At 63.5% G+C, this 20,692-nt stretch carries 21 protein-coding genes and 1 tRNA gene; 12 read left to right on the plus strand and 10 right to left on the minus strand.

The window, feature by feature from the left end; translation table 11 throughout:
- Positions 1 to 355 precede the first annotated feature (355 nt).
- Entirely contained in the window at positions 356 to 874 is a 519-nt protein-coding gene (locus AC2FNJ_RS07420; RefSeq protein ID WP_496763582.1) for an outer membrane protein, read from the plus strand.
- 19 nt (positions 875 to 893) lie between these two features.
- Here the strand turns inward: AC2FNJ_RS07420 and AC2FNJ_RS07425 are convergent, their stop codons facing one another.
- Positions 894 to 2,081, minus strand: coding sequence for a pyridoxal phosphate-dependent aminotransferase (locus AC2FNJ_RS07425; RefSeq protein ID WP_496763583.1), 1,188 nt, complete (start codon positions 2,079 to 2,081; stop codon positions 894 to 896).
- Between the two features lie 59 nt (positions 2,082 to 2,140).
- Positions 2,141 to 2,485: an MmcQ/YjbR family DNA-binding protein gene (locus tag AC2FNJ_RS07430; RefSeq protein WP_496763584.1), complete on the minus strand. Its 345-nt coding sequence runs from the start codon at positions 2,483 to 2,485 to the stop codon at positions 2,141 to 2,143.
- Positions 2,486 to 2,699: 214 nt separating this feature from the next.
- On the opposite strand from AC2FNJ_RS07430, the gene cysS reads away from it, so the two are divergent.
- The 4 genes from cysS to AC2FNJ_RS07450 are packed head-to-tail and all read left to right on the plus strand — an operon-like array spanning position 2,700 to position 7,190.
- A complete protein-coding gene (gene cysS, locus AC2FNJ_RS07435; RefSeq protein ID WP_496763585.1) occupies positions 2,700 to 4,070 on the plus strand; it encodes a cysteine--tRNA ligase in 1,371 nt (456 codons plus the stop codon).
- Positions 4,070 to 5,698 (plus strand): citramalate synthase, encoded by a 1,629-nt coding sequence (gene cimA / locus AC2FNJ_RS07440; RefSeq protein ID WP_496763586.1) that lies wholly within the window; start codon positions 4,070 to 4,072, stop codon positions 5,696 to 5,698. The genes cysS and cimA overlap by 1 nt, the downstream gene beginning before the upstream one ends.
- Positions 5,698 to 6,417: a class I SAM-dependent methyltransferase gene (locus AC2FNJ_RS07445; protein ID WP_496763603.1), complete on the plus strand. Its 720-nt coding sequence runs from the start codon at positions 5,698 to 5,700 to the stop codon at positions 6,415 to 6,417. Before cimA ends, AC2FNJ_RS07445 begins: the two co-directional genes overlap by 1 nt.
- Complete coding sequence (locus AC2FNJ_RS07450; RefSeq protein WP_496763587.1) at positions 6,414 to 7,190, plus strand: squalene/phytoene synthase family protein; 777 nt, start codon at positions 6,414 to 6,416, stop codon at positions 7,188 to 7,190. Before AC2FNJ_RS07445 ends, AC2FNJ_RS07450 begins: the two co-directional genes overlap by 4 nt.
- A 2-nt stretch (positions 7,191 to 7,192) precedes the next feature.
- On the opposite strand, the gene AC2FNJ_RS07455 is transcribed toward AC2FNJ_RS07450, so the two are convergent.
- Complete coding sequence (locus AC2FNJ_RS07455) at positions 7,193 to 8,419, minus strand: MFS transporter (protein ID WP_496763604.1); 1,227 nt, start codon at positions 8,417 to 8,419, stop codon at positions 7,193 to 7,195.
- Between the two features lie 104 nt (positions 8,420 to 8,523).
- Here AC2FNJ_RS07455 and AC2FNJ_RS07460 point away from each other — a divergent pair, with 104 nt between their 5' ends.
- Together AC2FNJ_RS07460 and AC2FNJ_RS07465 are read left to right on the plus strand one after the other, a co-directional pair.
- Positions 8,524 to 9,156: a DNA-3-methyladenine glycosylase family protein gene (locus AC2FNJ_RS07460; RefSeq protein WP_496763588.1), complete on the plus strand. Its 633-nt coding sequence runs from the start codon at positions 8,524 to 8,526 to the stop codon at positions 9,154 to 9,156.
- Positions 9,153 to 9,818 carry an alpha/beta hydrolase gene (locus AC2FNJ_RS07465; protein ID WP_496763589.1) on the plus strand — a complete coding sequence of 222 codons (666 nt, stop codon included), beginning with the start codon at positions 9,153 to 9,155 and terminating at the stop codon, positions 9,816 to 9,818. Before AC2FNJ_RS07460 ends, AC2FNJ_RS07465 begins: the two co-directional genes overlap by 4 nt.
- Positions 9,819 to 9,843: 25 nt before the next feature.
- On the opposite strand, the gene AC2FNJ_RS07470 is transcribed toward AC2FNJ_RS07465, so the two are convergent.
- Genes AC2FNJ_RS07470 through AC2FNJ_RS07480 form a run of 3 tightly spaced genes read right to left on the minus strand, consistent with a single transcriptional unit; the run spans position 9,844 to position 11,697 of the window.
- Entirely contained in the window at positions 9,844 to 10,590 is a 747-nt protein-coding gene (locus AC2FNJ_RS07470; RefSeq protein ID WP_496763590.1) for a class I SAM-dependent methyltransferase, read from the minus strand.
- Positions 10,591 to 10,648: 58 nt separating this feature from the next.
- Positions 10,649 to 11,074, minus strand: coding sequence for a VOC family protein (locus tag AC2FNJ_RS07475; RefSeq protein ID WP_496763591.1), 426 nt, complete (start codon positions 11,072 to 11,074; stop codon positions 10,649 to 10,651).
- Positions 11,075 to 11,106: 32 nt separating this feature from the next.
- Positions 11,107 to 11,697 (minus strand): pseudouridine synthase, encoded by a 591-nt coding sequence (locus AC2FNJ_RS07480; RefSeq protein WP_496763592.1) that lies wholly within the window; start codon positions 11,695 to 11,697, stop codon positions 11,107 to 11,109.
- Positions 11,698 to 11,913: 216 nt separating this feature from the next.
- On the opposite strand from AC2FNJ_RS07480, the gene AC2FNJ_RS07485 reads away from it, so the two are divergent.
- Positions 11,914 to 12,498 carry an HNH endonuclease gene (locus tag AC2FNJ_RS07485; protein WP_496763593.1) on the plus strand — a complete coding sequence of 195 codons (585 nt, stop codon included), beginning with the start codon at positions 11,914 to 11,916 and terminating at the stop codon, positions 12,496 to 12,498.
- Between the two features lie 9 nt (positions 12,499 to 12,507).
- On the opposite strand, the gene AC2FNJ_RS07490 is transcribed toward AC2FNJ_RS07485, so the two are convergent.
- A complete protein-coding gene (locus tag AC2FNJ_RS07490; RefSeq protein ID WP_496763594.1) occupies positions 12,508 to 12,969 on the minus strand; it encodes a disulfide bond formation protein B in 462 nt (153 codons plus the stop codon).
- A complete protein-coding gene (locus AC2FNJ_RS07495; RefSeq protein ID WP_496763595.1) occupies positions 12,969 to 13,547 on the minus strand; it encodes a YqaA family protein in 579 nt (192 codons plus the stop codon). Before AC2FNJ_RS07495 ends, AC2FNJ_RS07490 begins: the two co-directional genes overlap by 1 nt.
- Positions 13,548 to 13,694: 147 nt before the next feature.
- On the opposite strand from AC2FNJ_RS07495, the gene AC2FNJ_RS07500 reads away from it, so the two are divergent.
- The 4 genes from AC2FNJ_RS07500 (at position 13,695) to AC2FNJ_RS07515 (ending at position 18,259) form a co-directional block, all read left to right on the plus strand.
- A tRNA-Leu gene (locus tag AC2FNJ_RS07500) sits at positions 13,695 to 13,780 on the plus strand.
- Positions 13,781 to 14,155: 375 nt separating this feature from the next.
- Positions 14,156 to 15,124, plus strand: a complete 969-nt coding sequence (locus AC2FNJ_RS07505; RefSeq protein WP_496763596.1) for a TAXI family TRAP transporter solute-binding subunit — start codon at positions 14,156 to 14,158, stop codon at positions 15,122 to 15,124.
- A gap of 97 nt (positions 15,125 to 15,221) precedes the next feature.
- A complete protein-coding gene (locus AC2FNJ_RS07510; RefSeq protein WP_496763597.1) occupies positions 15,222 to 17,831 on the plus strand; it encodes a TRAP transporter permease in 2,610 nt (869 codons plus the stop codon).
- On the plus strand, positions 17,828 to 18,259 hold the full coding sequence (locus AC2FNJ_RS07515) for a universal stress protein (RefSeq protein ID WP_496763598.1): 432 nt from the start codon (positions 17,828 to 17,830) through the stop codon (positions 18,257 to 18,259). Before AC2FNJ_RS07510 ends, AC2FNJ_RS07515 begins: the two co-directional genes overlap by 4 nt.
- 12 nt (positions 18,260 to 18,271) lie before the next feature.
- Here the strand turns inward: AC2FNJ_RS07515 and AC2FNJ_RS07520 are convergent, their stop codons facing one another.
- Together AC2FNJ_RS07520 and AC2FNJ_RS07525 are read right to left on the minus strand one after the other, a co-directional pair.
- Positions 18,272 to 19,309, minus strand: a complete 1,038-nt coding sequence (locus AC2FNJ_RS07520; RefSeq protein ID WP_496763599.1) for a lipocalin-like domain-containing protein — start codon at positions 19,307 to 19,309, stop codon at positions 18,272 to 18,274.
- On the minus strand, positions 19,299 to 20,692 hold a 1,394-nt coding region (locus tag AC2FNJ_RS07525; protein WP_496763600.1), incomplete at its 5' end, for an FtsX-like permease family protein. The genes AC2FNJ_RS07520 and AC2FNJ_RS07525, both read right to left, overlap by 11 nt.

Below are 20,692 nucleotides of genomic sequence, written 5' to 3' on the forward strand. Positions count from 1 at the left end.
TTGAAAACGTTTTGATTTCAAGGCCTTCCGCGAGCAGCACGCCCCCGGTCCGCTCCGATCGTGCGGCTCACAAGGCAGATTTTCCAAAGATCACCGTGCATGCCGGTCCTCCTCATTGGCCGAAGCTTACGCAAGTTCCGGCACTGTGATCTATTCTGTTTGCGACGCAAAAAATGGTCGGTTTACAGGATTTTACTCCGCGTCAGCGATTCTTCTGCTATGGTGAATCCAAGCATCGTTTTCGCGTTCTGACTGTATTGACACCCATGGGTTCCGTTGCCAGTTCAATCCTAGAAGCTGCCGCTTGCCGGCCCTGCGCGCTGCGCGTTGAGCCGGCTTGTAACGGGAGAGGACCATGAAAGCCCTCATCGCAACGCTCTCGGTTGTGAGTCTGTGTCTGGGCCTGCCGGCCTGGGCCGAAGACTGGACTGGCCCATATGCCGGCTTCAGCTTTGGCTATACCGATGTCGGCGGTCCCGGCGGGACGGGGGGCGACGACATCAATTTCGGGCCGCATATCGGGTACGACTATGATTTCGGCGACTTCGTGCTCGGCGCGGAACTGGAATACAACTATGTGAACATCGACCTCGGCGCCGGGGCGGGCTCGCTGGACGACATCAGCCGTCTGAAACTGCGCGGCGGCTACGATTTCGGACCCGCACTGGGCTATGTCGTGCTGGGCGCGGCGCGGGCGCACACCTCGGGAAACAGCGAAAACGCCGCCGTCTACGGCATCGGAGTCGCTTATCCTCTGTCAGACCGTTTCGTCATCAGCGGCGAGGCGCTGCGACACGACTTCGACGATCTGAACGGCGTTTCCGGCAGTTTCGACACCAACACGTTCAACCTCAGAACGACATTCCGGTTCTGATCCGCAGACCGGGCCTGGACTATTCTGCGGCGCGCCGCTCGGCCAGTTCCGCGGCGAAATCACAGAGCGTTCCAAGGGCATGGGCAAAGGCGTTGTCCTCGATGGTCATGGCGACGCGGACATGCCCGGCAGCCGCCCGACCAAAGCTTTCTCCGGGCATGACGGCGATGTGATGCGCGTCCAGCAGGGCATTTGCGAACAGTTCGCCGCTCATCCCTGTCGCGCGAATGTCGAGCATCAGATACATCGCGCCCTGCGAGGGCACCGGAGTCACCGCGTTCTGCCGCGCAAGAATCTCCTGCGCCAGCGCCCGGCGACGGAGGAACGGAGCCGCGATTTCGTCCTCGAGTTCGGTTCCGGCGCTCAGGGCATAGCTTGCGGCGTCCTGAATGAAGCCCGGAACGCCATAAGTCGTGTGCGTCGCCAGGTTGATCAGATGTTCGATGGTCCAAGCCGGTCCGACGATCCATCCGCATCGCGATCCGGTCATGGCATGGGATTTGGACATCGACCCCACCACCAACGTGCGCTCGGCCATGTCCGGTAGCGCGCGGGGCGAGATATGGGTGCCGTCCCAGACCTGCGTGTCATAGACCTCATCGGAGATCAGCCACAGATCCCGTTTGCGGCAGACATCGGCGATCGCCTCCAGGGTGTCGCGCCCATAGACGACCCCGGTCGGGTTGTTGGGCGAGTTCAGGAGCAGGGACACCGCGCCCCCGGCCGCGGCATCGATATCGGCCGCGCGCGGTTGGAAACCGTCCTCGGCCCGTGCCTGCACCGCTTTCGCCACGCCGCCCACGCCCCGGATCGTACCGGGATAGGTGGCATAGTAGGGATCGATGTAGAGCGCGACATCGCCGGGATTGCAGACGGCGGCATGGGCGGCGAAGAGCGCGGCCTGGCCACCCGGCGTGATCAGCACGTTGTCGCGGGTGGTGGGGACGCCGGTGCGGGTCTGCACCCGCGCCGCGACCGTGTCGCGCAGCAGTGCCGTGCCCGGCACCATGGCATAGCCTGTATGCCCGCCCACCGCCGAGTCGTTCATCACCTTCAGGATCGACGGGTGCGTCCGGATGTCATGTTCGCCGATCGTCAGTTCGGTGACGGCGACGCCTTCGGCAATCATACGCCGGGAACGATAGAAGACGTCCCACCCGTCCGGTCCACCGCCCGTCAGGTGTGTGATGCGATGCGACAGTTCCACGCTCGTCCTCCTTTCCCCGTTGCCGCGTGGAGAGGGACAGAGCGGGCCGGGATTGTCAATCAGCTTCGCGGCGGCAGAGCCGCCTGCGCCTTTTTGGTCAGCGATCCGCGCACGATGTCATAGGATGTCACGAGACGATGGCGCAGTTCATCCTGGTCCGTGCCCCAGGGCAGGTGGATCCAGCTGCGATGGAAATAGGGTGCCTTGGTGCCTATTCCGGCCTCGATCAGCATCTGCGCGGTTTCGCCATCCGGCGTCTTGACCGATACGCCGGTATTCGCGGTGCCGATGCAGGCGAACATCTTGCCGCCGATCTTCCATGCGTCATGACCGCCGCCCCAGGGATCGGAGACTTCGGCGCCCGGCAACGTCCGGCATATGTCATTCACTGCAGCGCGGGTCATGCGGTCAGTCTGACTCGGGCGGTCGCCTTACTCAAGGCTTGGCGCGGCGCCGGCGCCGTGGTATGGCAGAGCCATGAACCGGATGACCTGCATCATTACCTGCTGCATTTCCTGCTGAACCTTCACGCGGGCCGGTTTCTTTCGTTTTCATCGCCGAGACAAGTTGCTAAGCCCGCGCCAACGCGCAAGCCATGCTGTCTGAGGAACCGAAACGATGACGACGATCAAGCTGCACAACACCCGGACGCGGACGAAAGAGACCTTCGTTCCGCTCGATCCCGAAAACGTCCGGATGTATGTCTGCGGGCCGACCGTCTATGACCGGGCGCATATGGGAAATGCCCGGCCCGTCGTCGTGTTCGATGTGCTCTATCGCTTGCTGCGCCATGTCTATGGCGCCGAACACGTGACCTATGTGCGCAACTTCACGGATGTGGACGACAAGATCAACGCGCGCGCCAAGGAGACCGGACGCCCGATCCACGAGATCACCGCCGAAACCACCCGGTGGTTTCTGGAGGACATGGGCGAACTGGGAATTCTCGAGCCCGACCACATGCCGCGCGCGACCGAATACATTGCGCAGATGATCGACATGATCGCGCTGCTGATCGAAAAGGGACATGCCTATGAGGCCGAGGGGCATGTGCTGTTTGCCGTGGATTCGTGGAAGGAGCACTATGGCGCGTTGTCGGGCCGGTCGGTCGAGGACATGATTGCCGGGGCGCGGGTCGAAGTGGCGCCCTACAAGAAGAACCCGATGGATTTCGTTCTGTGGAAACCGTCCGGCGCCGATCTTCCGGGCTGGGACAGCCCATGGGGGCGGGGGCGCCCGGGCTGGCACATCGAATGCTCGGCCATGAGCCTCGAACTGCTGGGGGAAAGCTTCGACATTCACGGCGGCGGCAACGACCTCATGTTCCCGCACCACGAGAACGAGATCGCCCAGAGCTGCTGCGCGCATCCCGAGGGCAAGTTCGCAAACGTCTGGATGCACAACGAAATGCTGCAGGTCGAGGGCCGGAAGATGTCCAAGTCGCTGGGCAATTTCTTTACCGTGCGCGACTTGCTGGACCAGGGCGTGCCGGGCGAGGTGATCCGGTTCGTCTTCCTGCAGACCCACTATCGCAAGCCGATGGACTGGACCGAACGGAAGGCGCGCGAGGCCGAGGCCACCTTGCGCAAGTGGCGGGCGCTGACGGCGGGCATCGAACCCGCCGCCAGCGCAGCGCCCGCGATCATCGAGGCGCTTGCCGACGATCTGAACACCGCGGGCGCCATCGCCGAACTCCACCGTCTGGCCTCCGACGGCGACGCGCCGACCCTGCTGGCCTCGGCGCGTATGTTGGGGCTGCTGACCGAGGAACTCGGGCATTGGGCGGATTTGGGCGAAATCGACCTGTCCGCATTTGCCGAACGGTTGGCATCGGCCCGTGCTCTGGCAATGGAAAACAAGGATTTTTCGGAAGTGGACCGGTTGAAGGCCGCCTATGTCGCGGCCGGTCTGGAAGTGCGGATCAGCAAATCGGGCGTCGAGCTGATACCGGGAACCGGCTTTGACGCCGCGAAACTGGAGATGGTGTGATGGCCGAGCGCCTGTACCTTTACGACACCACCTTGCGGGACGGCCAGCAAACGCAGGGCGTGCAGTTCTCGACGGCCGAAAAGGTCCGGATCGCGCAGGCGTTGGACGCACTCGGTGTCGATTACATCGAAGGCGGCTGGCCCGGGGCCAATCCGACCGACAGCGCGTTCTTTGACGCCGCCCCTGTCACCAAGGCGCGGCTGACCGCGTTCGGGATGACCAAACGCTCGGGCCGCTCTGCCGAAAACGACGACGTGCTGGCTGCGGTGATGAATGCCGGGACACAAGCGGTCTGCCTCGTGGGCAAGACGCATGACTATCACGTGACCCATGCGCTTGGGGTTTCCCTGGATGAGAATGTCGAGAACGTGCGCGCCTCGATCTCTCATGTCGCGGGGAAGGGGCGTGAGGCCCTGTTCGATGCCGAGCATTTTTTCGACGGCTACAAGGACAACCCGGACTATGCGATCGCCGTCTGCCGCACCGCGCTGGAGGCCGGCGCGCGTTGGGTGGTGCTGTGCGACACCAATGGCGGCGCCTTGCCGGCGGAAGTGGGCCGAATCGTGTCCGAAGTGATCGGTGCCGGTCTGCCCGGCGACCGGCTGGGCATCCACACGCACAACGACACGGAAAACGCGGTGGCCTGCTCGCTGGCGGCCGTGGATGCGGGGGCGCGGCAGATCCAGGGTACGCTCAATGGCCTGGGCGAGCGCTGCGGCAACGCCAACCTGACCGCGCTGATCCCGACACTGCTGCTGAAGGAACCTTATGCCTCGCGGTTCGAAACCGGGGTGAGCCGGGCCGCGCTGGCCGATCTGACCCGGATCAGCCGGATGCTGGACGACATTCTGAACCGCGTGCCGACCAAACAGGCGGCCTATGTCGGCGCGTCCGCCTTCGCGCACAAGGCCGGGTTGCATGCCAGCGCGATCCTCAAGGATCCCGCGACATACGAGCATGTGGACCCCGCGACCGTCGGCAACAGCCGGATCATCCCCATGTCCAATCAGGCTGGCCAGTCGAACCTGCGCAAGCGCCTGACCGAAGCCGGGCTGACGGTCCGGGACGGCGACCCGGCGCTGGGGCGGATCCTCGACCGCATCAAGGCGCGTGAGGCCGAAGGGTATTCCTATGACACCGCGCAGGCCTCGTTTGAATTGCTGGCGCGCGAGGAGTTGGGTCAGCTGCCCGAATTCTTCGAAGTCAAGCGGTACAAGGTGACGGTCGAACGGCGAAAGAACAAGTACAACAAGATGGTCAGCCTGTCCGAGGCGGTGGTCGTGGTGAAGGTGGATGGCGAAAAGAAACTGTCGGTCAGCGAATCCCTGGACGACAGCGGCAGCGACCGTGGCCCGGTAAACGCGTTGGCCAAGGCGCTGGCCAAGGATCTGGGGCGGTATTCCGAGGTGCTGGACGACATGCATCTGGTCGATTTCAAGGTGCGTATCACGCAAGGCGGCACCGAAGCGGTCACGCGGGTCATCATCGACAGCGAGGATGGAAAAGGGCGGCGCTGGTCCACCGTGGGCGTCAGCGCCAATATCGTCGATGCCTCGTTCGAGGCGTTGCTGGAGGCCATCCAGTGGAAGCTGGTCCGCGATTGCGGGGCTCGGGATTCGGCGGCGTGATGGACTGGGAGTCGTTCTTCATCCTGCATCGCGATTTGCCCCGCGAGGGGCCGGGCTGTCCGGAAGACGTGCTCTGGGCGCTGGAAAGGACCGGGCTTTCGGGCGATCTGGAGGTCTGTGACGCAGGCTGCGGCCCCGGCGCGGATCTGGAAACGCTGGCCGAGGCGCTGCCGCGCGCGCGACTGACCGGAATTGAAATGCAGCCGCAATTCGTCGCACAGGCGCAGGAACGGTGCCACAGGTTCGGTGCGCGCGTCCAGGTGGTCGAAGGCGACATGGCTCTTCCGGGCGGACCTTACGACCTGATCTGGTGCGCTGGCGCCATCTATTTCCTGGGCGTGACCGAGGGATTGAACGCCTGGCGCGGGGCCTTGAAACCGAGGGGATGGGTGGCGTTTTCGGAACCCGTCCGCTTGCCGGGTCTCCAAGCCCCCGAGGCGGTGGAATTCTGGCAGGACTATCCGGACCTGACGGATCTGGACGGCATCGTGGCACGGATCGAGGCGGCAGGTTACGAAGCCATCGATCACCGCCTGATCGTAGGCGCGCCCTGGGCCGCATATTATGAGCCATTGAGCGCGCGGATCGCGAAGCTGCGGGCGGAAAACCCGGAGGAGACGCTGCAGCAAACGCTGGCAGACAACGCGCGCGAGGTGGCGCTGTGGAAGGCCGCGTCCGATCAGATCGCCTATGCGCTTTGTCTCGTTCGGCCAAAATGACCTTCGACCAGGATCTCAACGCTTGCGCCGCATTGGTCCAACGGGCCGATCCGGACCGGTTCATGGCCGCAATGGCCGCGCCGGTCGCTGCACGGCGCGTTCTTTTCCCGCTCTACGCCCTCAACGTGGAGGTTTCGCGCGCGCCCTGGATCACGCAGGAGCCGATGATCGCAGAAATGCGGCTGCAATGGTGGCGGGATGCGTTGCAGGAGATTGCCGACGGCAAGGGCGCGCGCAGACACGAGGTGCTGTCCCCGCTCGCCGCGATCCTGCCCGCGGATCTGGCGGTGAGTCTGGATGAGTATGTCGCGGTAAGGCGTTGGGATATTTACCGGGATTCCTTTGAGGACGTGGCGCATTTCGAAGCCTATATCGACCGCACCGCCGGTACGCTGACCTGGGTGATGGCCCGGTGTCTCGGGCCGGCAGATGAGGGCGTGGTGCGCGATTTCGCCTTTGCTTCGGGTGTGGCGAATTGGTTCAGGGCCATTCCCGAACTTCAGGCGCGCGGCCGGATCCCCTTGCTTGACGGCACGCCGGACGGCGTGCGCGCATTGGGGCGGGAGGCCCTGGGCCGGTTGCGGCGGGCCCGTGCGCGGCGCGGCAAGGTTTCGGTCGTCGCGCGCCCGGCCTTGCTGGCCGGTTGGCAGGCCGAAGCAATCCTGAAGCAGGCCGTCGGCGACCCGTCACGAGTGTCTCAAGGCACGCTCGGCCTCAGCGAGTTTCGGCGACGGACCTCGCTCATGTGGGTTGCGGCCACCGGACGCTGGTAGGCTCAGGCGGTTTCGGGATCCTCGGGTCGCAGGACCAGCCACAGCAGCGCGCCACCGGCGAGGGTGAGCAGAGGGATCATCGCAAGGTTGACGGCCGTCCAGCCCTCGACCGGCGAGCCGCCCGAGCAGTTCATCAGCCCGCCCGAGGCCAACGACGCCAGAGTGACGCCTCCGAACACCAGCAGGTCGTTCAGCCCCTGCATCCGCCCCCGTTCGTGAACTTCATGCGCGCCGGCCAGCATCGTGGTCGCGCCGATGAAGCCGAAATTCCAGCCGACGCCAAGCAGGATCAGCGCCACGAAAAAATTGTCCAGATCGACGCCCTGCAACGCCACCAGACCCGCTCCGGCCAGAATGGCCAATCCGGCGGCCACGATCTTTTCGACGCCGAACCGGGCGATGAGATGGCCGGTGAAGAAACTGGGAACATACATCGCCAGGACATGGCTGCTGACAACATCGGCCGCGTTGCCCTCGGTATAGCCGCATCCGACGACCGCCAGCGGCGTCGAGGTCATGACAAGGTTCATGAGGGCGTAGGAGACCATGGCGCAGATCACGGCGACGGCGATGCGCGGTGTCCTGAGCAGCTCCAACCGGCTCCGGCCGCGCGGCGATTCCGCGCTTGGCTTCGGTGGGGTGGGAATGTCCAGGAAGAGGAACAGCAGCGAGCCGAAGACATTGACCGCGATGACCGCAAAATATGTGCCGAGAAACGGAATGACATAGGCTTGCGAAGTCAGTTTCACGATCTGCGGCCCAATGATGGCCGCAGCCAGTCCGCCGGCCATCACCAGCGAGATCGCCTTGGGGCGGAAGTCGTCCGACGCGGTGTCGGCAGCTGCAAAGCGGTAAAAACCGTGCGCGCTCATGTAGATGCCGGTCAGCAGGCTGCCGAGCAGAAAGACGGGAAACGAGCCCAGATACAAGCCGTAGGCGCCGACAACACCGCCGCAGGCCCCGGCCGCCGCGCCGACGAAGAATCCGGCGCGCCGGCCCCATCGCTGCATTATGGCCGAAATCGGAGTGGCCGCCAGCATCGACCCCAGGACGATCAGCGAAATGGGCAGAGTGGCGAGGCAGGGGTTGCTGGCCAGAGATTGCCCGGCCAGCCCGCCGATGGTGAAGATCATCGGCATCTGCGCGCCCAGAATGGCCTGTGCGCCAACCAGGACGATCACGTTCCTTTTGGCGGTTCTGTTGTCCGGGTCCGAGGCAACCAGCGTCATGGCCGCATGGGTACCGGTGAATTCGCTGGTGCACAAGCGGGTTGCATGTGGCGCCCATCACCCTACCGTGCCCGACGTAGCGTCCCAAGTGTCGGAGGTATCGCATGAGCGTCGGCCGGATCATCGAAACGCCGGATTGCGTGGCAGAAGGGGCGGCGTGGTTGGCCGACCAGTGCCCGCGCATGGCCCATGCGATGACCCGAACCGGTCCCTTGCCGCTGCGCCGTCGCCCCGACGGATTCGCACAGCTTCTCAGCGCGATCGTAAGCCAGCAGGTGAGCGTCGCCTCGGCCAATGCGATCTGGAACCGGATGCGGGCGGCGGGTCTGACCGGACCGCGCAAGATCAGGTGGGCCTCAGACGACGATCTCAGGGAGGTCGGGCTGAGCCGGCAAAAGATCCGCTATGCCCGGGCGTTGGCCGCAGCGCGCATCGACTACAAGGCGCTGCGTGCGATGCCGGATCAGGAAGTCGTCGCGATCCTGACGGAAGTGCCGGGGATCGGCGTCTGGACCGCCGAGATCTATGCCATGTTCTCGCTGGGCCGGGCCGATGTGATCGCGCCGGGTGATCTGGCGTTGCAGGAGGCGGCCCGGATCCTCTACGACCTGCCGGACAGGCCAACGGACAGGGAACTGCGGCAAATGGCCGAAGCTTGGTCGCCCTGGCGCTCGGTTGCGGCCCGTGTGCTCTGGGCCTATTACCGCGTTGCGAAGGACAGGGAAGGGATCAGATGACTCGGGTATTGAATGCGGGCCGCAAGGGGCCGGTTTCGGGGACGACGCGCTCGGCGGTCGTGTTTGTGCACGGCTACGGCGCGAATGGCGCCGATCTGCTGGGGCTGGCCGACGTGCTGGGCGAGCATCTGCCCGACACGCTGTTCGTCGCGCCCGATGCGCCCGAGACCATACCGGGAATGCCCTTTGGCTTTCAGTGGTTCCCGATTCCGTGGATCGACGGCTCGTCGCAGGAAGAGGCCCGGCTGGGCATGGAGCGGGCGGTCGAGGATCTCAACGCCTTTCTCGACGCGCTGATGGTCGATGAGGATCTGTTGCCCGAACAGGTGGTTCTGTTCGGGTTCAGCCAGGGCACGATGATGAGCCTGCATGTCGCGCCGCGCCGCCCCGATCCGGTTGCCGGGATCGTCGCCTTTTCCGGTCGTTTGCTGGAGCCCGATCTGCTGGCGGATGAGGTGGTCAGCCGGATGCCCGTCCTGTTGGTGCATGGCGATTCCGACGATGTCGTGCCGCCGCAATCGCTGCCGGAAGCCGCCGAGGCGCTGCAGAAGGCCGGGTTCAAGGAAGTCTATGCCCATGTCATGAAGGGCACCGGCCACGGTATCGCGCCTGACGGGCTGAGCGTGGCGCTGGCTTTCATGCGCGACAAGCTGAGCCTTTGAGCCGAGGACCGGTCAGCAGCCGCCGTCACCGCGCCACGACCAACCGGTAGCCGCAGTCGAGCTCGTCACGGTTCATCAGGTCAGAATGCCGCCGCGCCCAGGCACCGCTGCTCAGATCCGCATCCAGCCGTCCGAGGCCCTCGGATATGTCGTCGAGTTTCCAAAAGGACGAAATCGCGGCGCGCACCTTTTTGTCGAGATAGGCTGCCGGACGTCGCCAGTAGGCCGCAAGAAACCCGTCGGTGCAATCATGCGGGATCGGCACGGGGGAGATCTCGACCGGCCCCAGCCAAGTCTCGAAATCCGTCATCCTTGGCATCTGGCCGTCGTCCAGCGCCGCGAGGCCTGGAAAATAGTCCAACAGCCAGAATTCCCGGAATGCGGGGTCGTAGGTCAGGAATACAAGGTTGCCGCGGGTCACACGGCGCATTTCGCGGACGCCCCTGACCTTGTCTGTCCAGTGGTGAATGGTCAGAACGGCCATGGCCGCGTCAAAGACCTTGTCGTCGAAGGGCAGGGTTTCCGCGTGGCCTTGGATGACCGTCGCGTCCGAAGCCGGACGTTGTTCGATCATTTCCGCCGATGGTTCGACCGCCGTGATCCGCCGTCCGGCCGGTTCATACGAACCGGACCCGGCTCCGACATTCAGGACGGTCGGGGCGTCGCCAAGGGCGGTATCGATCCGGGCCGCGATGCGCGGGTCTGGTCGCCTCAAATGCGCGTAGTTGAGACCGATCCTGTCGTAGAGGGCATCCATGGTGCTTGGTAGCATGGGGTCCGGTCTCTGTCAGCGGCAATCGCCAGTTCTCCGGTGGTCTGGACGCTTGCAGTCAATCCCAAAGCCAGCTTTCCGCGAACTCCACGGAGTTTCCGGCCGGGTCACGCACATAGAGCGACCGGGCCCCATTGGGCCAGTCGAATTCCGTGTCGATCTCGACACCTGCCGCAGTCAACCGGGCGCGCATCGCCTGGAAATGCTCCCGTGCCAGGGTGAAGCACACATGCCCCGGTCCGCGCGCGCCGTGCGGCGGAACCGGAAGCCGCGGATTTACTGGCGGCAATTCTGTCCGCTCGGGATTGAAGATCAAGAGGACCGAGGCACCGACCCTGTAGAAAACATGCCGCCCTTCGATGCGTTGAATTCGGTCCAGCCCCAGGAGCGTGCCATAGAACGCTTCGGCGGCCTCGAGATCGTCGGCATAAAGCGCCGCCTCGAGGATGGCGGATGGGGCAGGGGCCGGGGGCAGATCGTTCATGACGGCACTCTAGCAGACCGGCGCGGATCGCGTCACCGCCCTCGTTTCGGCAACGAACCACCGGCCTTTGGGCGCGGCAGGCTTTCCCAGCTTCCCGGAGCGAGACCGTCCAGGGTCCAGTCGCCGATCCGGCAGCGGATCAGACGCAATGTTGGATGCCCCACGGCCGCCGTCATCCGCCGCACCTGACGGTTTCGGCCCTCGCGAAGCGTCAGTTCGATCCAGCAATCCGGAATCGATTTTCGGACCCGGATCGGCGGCGTGCGCGGCCACAGTCCTTCGGGCTCTTCGATTCGACGCGCCTTGGCCGGCTTTGTGGGTCCGTCCTTCAAAGTGACACCCGTGCGCAGGGCGTTCAGCGCCTTGGCGTCGGGAATGCCCTCGACCTGAACCCAATAGGTCTTGGCCATCTTGTGTTTCGGATCAGAGATCCGGGCCTGCAACGCCCCGTCGTCGGTCAGCAGCATCAAGCCTTCGCTGTCGCGATCCAGCCGTCCGGCGGGGTATACGCCGGGCAGGTCGATGAAATCCGCCAGCGTTTTTCTGGGGCTGGCCATGCCGCCTCGGTCGGTGAATTGGGGCAGGACATCGTAAGGTTTGTTGAAGCGAAGGAACCAGGACATGGGGGCATGGCATAGCCCGCCGCACCCGGATGTGGCAACCTGTGGATAACTGTCATGCCGCTGTTACGGATTCGCCGTATCCGATCAGCGACATGTTGTGCAAAACTCGGGGCTTGTCAGAGTTTTGACACGATATATAGTCATACTAAGGCTGGGGCGGGTGCTCCCCGCTCTGGTGTCACGAACGGGCAGTACGGAGCGAGGAGCGATTCTCTCATGGATGGAGATTTCAGGACCGAATTTGTCAGGGAGCCAGGCGCGCTGAAACACCATCCCGCCTTGGTCCTGAACGCGGATTACCGGCCGCTCTCCTACTATCCCCTGTCGCTCTGGCCCTGGCAGGAAGCGATCAAGGCGGCCTGGCTGGACAGGGTGGACATCGTGGCCGAATATGACGAGGTCGTCCGCAGCCCGAGTACCGTCATCCGAATACCATCGGTCGTTGTGCTCAAGGACTATGTGAAACCCCAGAAGCGCGTGGCCTTCACGCGCTTCAATTTGTTTCTGAGGGACGAATTCCGCTGCCAGTATTGCGGAGCGCGCGGCGACCTGACCTTCGATCATGTCGTGCCGAGGGCGGCCGGCGGCGTGACCAGTTGGCAGAACGTCGTCGCCGCGTGCAGCACCTGCAATCTGCGCAAGGGCTCCAAGTCGCTGCGCCAGGCCGGCATGACCTTGCGCAAACCGCCACGGCAGCCCCATGCGGAAGAACTGCGCAATATCGGCCGCAAGTTCCCGCCCAACCACCTGCATGACAGCTGGATGGACTTTCTCTATTGGGATGCCGAACTGGAGGCGTGACCCACGACGCTACCGGGCGCGGGCCGCGGCGATCCAGACAAAGGCAAGTCCCAGCGAGACCACCGCGTTCCAGCTCGCCATCGACAATCCGAACATCTCCCACGGAACCTCGTCACAGCGCACCAGCGGCGCGGTCATGATCTGATCCATCAATTCCTGCGCGGTCAGCCCGCCGATATCTCCGGCCGAGCAGGTGGCCGGCCCTTCCCACCAACCGCGTTCGACCCCTGTATGATACAGCCCAATGGCGGCCGTCGTCAGTGCCGCGAGTGCACCGGCCCAAGGCAGGAGACGCAACGCGGGCAGGGCCAGCGCGGCAAGGCCGATCAAAACCGCCGCGCCATGCGGGTACCGCTGCCAGATGCACAGCTTGCACGGGGCCATGCCGCCCAGATGCTGAAAGCCCCAGGCCCCCAGAAGCATGGCCGCGGACCCGAGCAGGGCCACGAGGATCAGGCTGTTTCTCGACATCACAGATACCGTACCAGCATGAAGCCTCCGATCAGAAGCACGATGAACAAGGTGAACATCAATCCAAGGCGCTTTTCGATGAACTCGCGGATCGGCTCGCCAAATCCCCAAAGCAAACCGGCAACCACGTAGAACCGCAGGGCACGCGCCAGAATCGAGGTAGCGATGAAGGTGCCCAGCGGCATGCCGGTCCAGCCGGACATGATGGTGATGACCTTGTAGGGAAACGGCGTCACCCCGGCCGTCAGCACCGCCCAGAACCCGAAATCGTTGAAGCGCGTGTTGAATTCCTCCATCGCCGCGTCCTTGCCCATGGATTGCAGGATGGGCTGACCGATGCTGTCGTAGAAGAATGCACCGATGGCATAGCCGAGAAGCCCGCCGAGAACCGAAGACACCAGCGCGACCGTGGCGATCAGCCACGCCCTGGACGGCCGCGCCAGAATCATCGGGATCATCAGTACATCCGGAGGGATCGGAAAGAACGAGCTTTCCACGAACGCGACGATGGCCAGCGCCCACAAGGCATGGGGATGTTCGGCCAGACGGATGGTCCGGTCATAGAGCGATTGCAGCATCGTGTGCGGTATCCAGCGATCAGACTTGGGTGCATGGCAAATCACGCGCATGGCACAGCGTCAACCGCTGTCGCTTGAAAAGGCGGCCGGGATATCGGCATTTGCCTCTGGACCTTCCCGAAATCGGGCGCTAATCCAAAGATCGTGGCCCAAGTGGCGGAATGGTAGACGCAGGGGATTCAAAATCCCCCGCCTTCACGGGCGTGTGAGTTCGAGTCTCACCTTGGGCACCACAGTCACCGGCGGCATCCTTGCGGCGTAAGGCTCCCAATCAGATCGTGCGATCAGGCCCAGAGCGGCTTTCTTTGCCTGTCTCATGGACCGTGCAGAGGATGATCCGGCCAAGATCCGGAACCGGAAACCTGGCGCTTTGCGGGGAATTTTCCGGATCCGGCAGCACATTTGCGGCCGCGGAACAATCGTTCTGCGCTGTGCTCTTGACAACTTCGTGATCCGGGTGAAACCCTCGGGGCCATCGGGAGAGACTGAAAATTCAACAATTTGCGCCTGCCGACAGGCGTGGTCCATCGTTGACCTTGCGTGCTCATTCTGATGAGAAGCGCGCGCTCATCTCTCGTAAACAGAACAAGAAACTTGGGAGTTCTCTGATGAAAAATGCCAGCAAACTCAGCCTTGGCGCTCTTGTCACCGCGGCCTTGATGGCTCCGGCGGCCTTCGCCGAGGAGTTCATCACCATCGGCACCGGCGGCGTGACCGGCGTCTATTATCCGACCGGTGGTGCAATCTGCCGTCTGGTGAACAAGGGTCGCAAGGAACATGGCGTACGCTGCTCGGTCGAGTCGACCGGCGGATCCGTCTACAACATCAACACGATCCGCGAGGGCGAACTGGAATTCGGCGTGGCGCAGTCCGACTGGCAGTTCCACGCCTACAACGGGTCGTCCAAGTTCCAGGATGCCGGCAAGTTCGAAGACCTGCGCGCCGTGTTCTCGATCCATCCCGAACCGTTCACTGTGGTTGCCCGCGCGGATTCGGGCATCAAGACCTTCGACGATCTCAAGGGCAAACGTGTGAACGTGGGCAATCCCGGTTCGGGACAGCGTGGCACCATGGAAGTGGTCATGGCCGCCAAGGAATGGGGCATGCAGGATTTTGAGCTGGCCACCGAGTTGAAAGCGGCCGAACAGTCCGCCGCGCTCTGCGACAACCAGATCGACGCGATGGTCTATACCGTCGGGCACCCCTCGGGTTCGATTCAGGAAGCGACCACGGCCTGCGACTCGGTTCTCGTCAGCGTCGAGGGGCCGGGCATCGACCGGCTGGTGGATGAAAACACCTTCTACCGCAAGGCGACCATCGTGGGCGGCACCTATCGCGGCAACCCGGACGACGTTCAGACCTTTGGCGTCGGCGCGACGCTCGTCACCTCGGCCAACGTGTCGGATGATGCGGTTTACACCCTCGTATCTTCGGTGTTCGAGAATTTCGACGACTTCAAGAAACTGCACCCGGCCTTTGCCAACCTGACCCCGGAAGAGATGATCAAGGACGGGCTTTCGGCTCCGCTGCATCCGGGCGCAGAGAAGTACTACAAAGAAAAGGGGTGGCTGAACTGATCCGCCATCACCGGAGCGAGGCGCCGGACCGGCGCCTCGCGTCGATTGTCAGAACGAAAAGCCGCCGCCAAAGGCGGCTGTCAGGGGAGACATGACGATGACCTCCGATCCGCAGGGCAACCGTCCGCTATCCGAAGAAGAACTTCAGGAACTTGTCGCCTCCACGGATGCGGGCGCCCGCGATCCCGTTGGCGCAGTCGGGCTGTTCCTGGCCATCGTGGCCGTGATCTGGTCGGTGTTTCAGGTGGTGCTGGCGTCGCCCCTGTCCAACGTCATTCTGCCGGGCAGCGTCGTCAACAATTCGCGCCAGATCCATCTGGCCTTTGCGATCTTCCTGGCCTATGCGGCATATCCCGCGCTGAAGTCCAGCCCGCGCGACCACATCCCGATCCAGGACTGGATCATGGGGGTCGTGGGCGCTGGAATCGCACTGTATGGGTACATCTTCTATCAAAAGATCGTCGATGCGGGCGGTCTGGCCGACGATACAGACAAGTGGTTCGCTCTCGTCGGTCTGCTGCTGCTGTTCGAGGCCGCGCGCCGCGCGCTTGGCCCGGCCATGGCGATCATCGCGACGATCTTTCTGGTCTATGTCTTCTTCGGTGCCTCCGAATGGGTGCCCGAGGTCATCCGCTGGAAGGGGGCGAGCCTGCAAAAGGCCATGAGCCACATGTGGATCACCTCCGAGGGCGTGTTCGGCATCGCGCTTGGCGTTTCCACCAAGTTCGTGTTTCTGTTCGTCCTGTTCGGCGCGCTGCTCGACAAGGCGGGCGCCGGAAACTACTTCATCAAGATGGCGTTTGGCGCACTCGGGCACCTGCGCGGCGGTCCGGCCAAGGCGGCGGTCGTAGGCTCGGCGGCGACGGGCCTGATTTCCGGATCTTCGATCGCAAACGTCGTGACAACCGGCACGTTCACCATTCCGCTGATGAAGCGCGTGGGCTTTACCTCGGAACAGGCCGGCTCGGTCGAGGTCGCCTCTTCCGTCAACGGCCAGATCATGCCGCCAGTGATGGGCGCAGCTGCCTTCCTGATGGTGGAATATGTGGGCATTTCCTATGTCGAGGTGATCACCCACGCCTTCCTGCCCGCCGCGATTTCCTACATCGCGCTGGTGTACATCGTGCACCTTGAGGCGGTGAAACAGAACATGCCCACGCTGGGCGACCGCGAAGTGCACCTGGCCCGCACGATCGTCGGTATGCTGTCGTTCTTCCTGGTCTTCGCGGGGCTGTGCTATGGCTCGCAATTCCCGGTCGAGGCCATCACCTCCTGGGCGCCGACGCAGTCCGGCCTGATCCTGAGCGCGATCGTCGGGGTGATCTATGTCGCCCTGGTCTATCTGGCGGCGCAGGTGCCGGACCTGGAACCGGACGATCCCAACGCGACCGAGGTCACGCTGCCGGTCATCAAGGACATCTACAGGGCGGGTCTGCACTATCTGCTGCCGATCATCGTGCTGGTCTATTTCCTGATGATCGAGCAGAAGTCGCCGGGCCTGTCCGCATTCTGGGCGACGGCGCTGTTGTTCGTGATCCTCGTCACCCAGAAACCGCTCAAGGCGCTGTTTCGCGGTCAGACCAACATGGTCGTGACCTTCATGGACGGAGTCCACGACCTTTGGCAGGGCCTGATCGACGGCGCCCGCAACATGATCGGCATCGCGCTTGCCACGGCCACGGCCGGCGTGATCGTGGGCACGGTGACGCTGACCGGTGTGGGGCAGGTGATGGCCGATCTGGTCGAGTTCCTGTCGGGCGGCAACCTGATCCTGATGCTGGTGATGGTGGGTCTGCTGAGTCTGATCCTGGGCATGGGCCTGCCGACGACGGCGAATTACATCGTGGTCAGCTCTCTGATGGCCGGCGTGGTCGTCGAGCTTGGCGCTCAGGACGGATTGATCGTGCCGCTGATCGCGGTGCACCTGTTCGTCTTCTATTTCGGGATCATGGCAGATGTCACGCCCCCTGTGGGGCTGGCGAGTTTTGCCGCGGCGGCGGTGTCGGGCGGCGATGCCATTCGCACCGGGTTCACGGCCTTTTTCTACTCGCTGCGCACCGTCGCGCTACCGTTCGTGTTCATCTTCAACACCGATCTGCTGCTGATCGACGTGACGTGGTTGCAGGGGATCATCGTCGCCATCTCGGCGACCGTAGCGATCCTGATCTTCACCGCCGGCACCATGGGCTATTTCCTGACACGCAGCCGAATCTACGAAAGCGTGGCGCTGATCCTGGTGGCCTTTGCGCTGTTCCGGCCGGATTTCTTCATGAACCGCGTGTCGCCGCCTTATGAGATCATCGAACCGGCCGGCTTTGTTCAGGCCGTCGGCGATGCCGCGCCCGGTTCAGAACTGCGTCTGAACGTCGTCGGTCCGGATTTCGACACGGGCGAGATGACCGAAACGACCGTGGTCCTGAATGTCGGCGATGAAGAGGGCGGCGAAGCGCGCGTGGATGCTTTTGGCCTCATGCTTCTGGAAGAGGACGGGTTGGTGAAGCTGGACGAACCGATGTTCGGAACGCCGGTCTCCTCGGATCTGGACAATTTCGACTTCTACGCCGACGAGCCTGTTCGCATCGACAGCGTTCTTGCGCCCGCCAGACAGCCGCCAAAGGAGCTGATGTTCATTCCGGCACTGATCCTGCTTGGGCTGATCGCCTTCCTGCAACGCGGCCGCGCCGCCAGACAAGGAGTCCTCGCATGACCAAATCCGTACTCTGCGCCGTGGACATAAGCAATGGCGATACCGATCTTCCGGTGTTGCAGCAGGCGGCAAGGCTGGCCGATCTGGACGGCGCGCAACTGGATGTCGTGACGGTCCTGCCGGATTTCGGCGAAAGCTGGGTGTCGAACTTCTTTGAATCCGGCTTTCACGAAAAGGCGGTGCAGGAGGCCCACGACAAGCTGGTCGCCCTGTGCGAAGGCGCGCTCGACCAGGAACGGAATGCCTCTGTCCGGCATGTCGTCGCCACGGGCACGGCCTATCAGGAAATCCTGAAAACGGCGCAGAATGCGGGCAGCGACCTGATCGTGATCGGCGCCCACAAGCCGGATCTCAAGGATTACCTGCTGGGGCCGAATGCCGGCCGGGTCGTGCGGCATTCCAGCGTATCGGTCTATGTGGTGCGCTGAGCCGTCTGCCCGTCATTCGTAGCCGGTCATTTCAAGGTATCCCCGGCCTCTATGGCTGCCGGTCACATAGACCGGTCCTTCCCAATAGGGGAACGAGGTTCCCATCCATGCACCGGGATAGAGCGGCGTCACTTCGACATCCAACCCTCGTGCAGGCAGTTGCAGCCGCCATTGGGTCGGAATCTGCCGGTCTGCGACCGTGGTCTCGCCCAGCGGAGTGGCGACAAGCGCGCCGTGGGGCAGGGGATCGGCCGATCCATCCGGTGCGATCCACGTGGCCGAGGTGAAATCGCCGCGCGCGCCGCGCAGACGAAACGCCATCAGCCTGTCACCGCTGTCGAAACTCAGGGAAAACCAGTCCCAACCCGTCTGATCCTCGGACAGCGGTTGAGAGGACCACTCTCGGTCCAGCCAGGCCGAGCCTTGAACCCGAACGTCGCCTTGGGGCAGATACAGCGTACCGGTCACGGAATAGGACGGCTGGGAATAGTAATAGCTGGCCTGCCCGTCGGCGGATTTCACCGAATAGCCCCGATCGCCATGAAACACCAATGGCCCATTCGCATGTAGATCCAGGGTGTAATGGAAGTCCGCTCCGCGTGCACTCAGCGTCAGTCTGTCCATGTCGGGCCCGGCCATTTTCCAGTCGTCGATCCAGGCCTCGAACGGGCTGGCCGTGACGCCCGCCTGCCCGATGCCGCCGCGCGACAGGCGTTCGGCGAACATGTGACTGTCGGGTGTCGTGATCGCAGCGTGACCCATCCAGAGCTGCGGGCTCTGCCACCCGTCCTGATCCCAGGGCTTGAGAGCGGATCGGAACAGCGTCCATTGAATTCCATAGTCCCGGCCGTCATTCCCGGTCAGCGTGGCGGTGACGTACCACCACTCGATGCGGAACGCGGGGTGCGGGCCATGATCCGCGGGAAAGTCGAACACGTAGCCGCGTCTGGGGATGTCGAACCCCTCCGCCTCGGTGCCGAGTCCGGCAAAGCCCTGCGCCAGTGCCGCGGCGGGAAGGAAGAGAAGAAACATGAGGACTTTAACGTTCATTCGCGAACACCCTGAGCAGATCCGACGGCGGCAACCGATACAGCCGGAGGGCAGGGATCACGGCAGCGACGGCCCCCGCCAGCAGAGCCAGCGCGCCCAGTTGCAGCCAGTCCAACGGGAACACATGCATCGGCAGTCTCCATCCGAACGCTTCGACATTGATGACGGCCAGAAGGATCCAGGCGAGTAACAGGCCAAGCGGAAGCGCCAGAATAGCGGTGAAGCCGGCAAGAATCATGCTCCGCAGGACTTCCAGCTGCGCCAGCCGCATCCGCGGAAGGCCCAGGGCCCAGACCGGCGCAAGCTGCGGCAGGCGTTGGCTCCACAGGGTCAACAGGCTGGTCAGGATCGCGATGGCGGCAACGCCCAGAGTCAGGGCATTCAGCGCCGCCGTGACCACAAAGGTCTTTTCAAAGATCGTTCGGGATTGCGCCTTCACCGCGGCTTGGTGGACCACGGCACCCTCGGGCAGATCAAAGCGTTGACGAATCTCCTGCGCCAGCCTCGTGGCCTGATCCGGCGCAACCCGGATGCCGAAACGCCGGTTCGGAACATCGGGGAACCGTGTCACCAACTGCGCCTCGGAAACGATCGCCTGCCCGGTGGGGTTGCCATAGTCCGAATAGACGCCGACGATATTGAAATTCCAATCCTGCGACAAAGCCACGGAATCTCCCGGCCACAGATCGGCGCGCCGGGCCAGCTGTTCGTTGATCAAAATGCCGGTCCCGGCCGCCAGACGGTCCCACGCCCCTGGCGCGGCTGCGATCAGAGGCCAGCTGTCGCGATAGGTGGCGTGATCGATGATACCGTACAGAAACAGAGGTCCGGTTTCGTGCCGAAGCTCGACCCAGCGAATGGGCAGGACGGCATCCACCTGCGGGTCCAGCCAGGCCGCAATGGCGCGACCCTGCCGATCGTCCTGCGCCGTCACGTAGAGTTCGGAAGCCAGACGTTGATCCAGCCAACCAAGGAAGGTCAGGCGAAAACTCGACACCATGGTCCCCACGCCGATATTGGCCGCCAGCGCCAGCAGCAGCGCCATCAGCGCAAGCGACAGACCCGGCAACTGGGCCTGCATGTCGGCCCAAACCCATTGGGCGAGGGGTGTTCGCGCCCGCCGGCCGCAGAATCCAAGCAAGCGCGACAGGATGGCCGGAAGCAGCAATGCCGCACCCATCAGCAAACCGGCCAGCATGACAAATCCTGCGATCAACCCATCGAAAGCGGCCACGGATGCCAGGCCAAGACCGATCAGGACAAGCCCGGAGAGGGCCGCCATACGGTGAGACCGACCGCTGCCTTGCCAGGCCCGCAGGCCGGGGGCTGCCAGCAGCGGCATGTGCGCAAGCTTCCAAAGGCCCTGACTGCCAGCCACAAGGG

The organism is Ruegeria sp. BHSB196 (assembly GCF_059613135.1).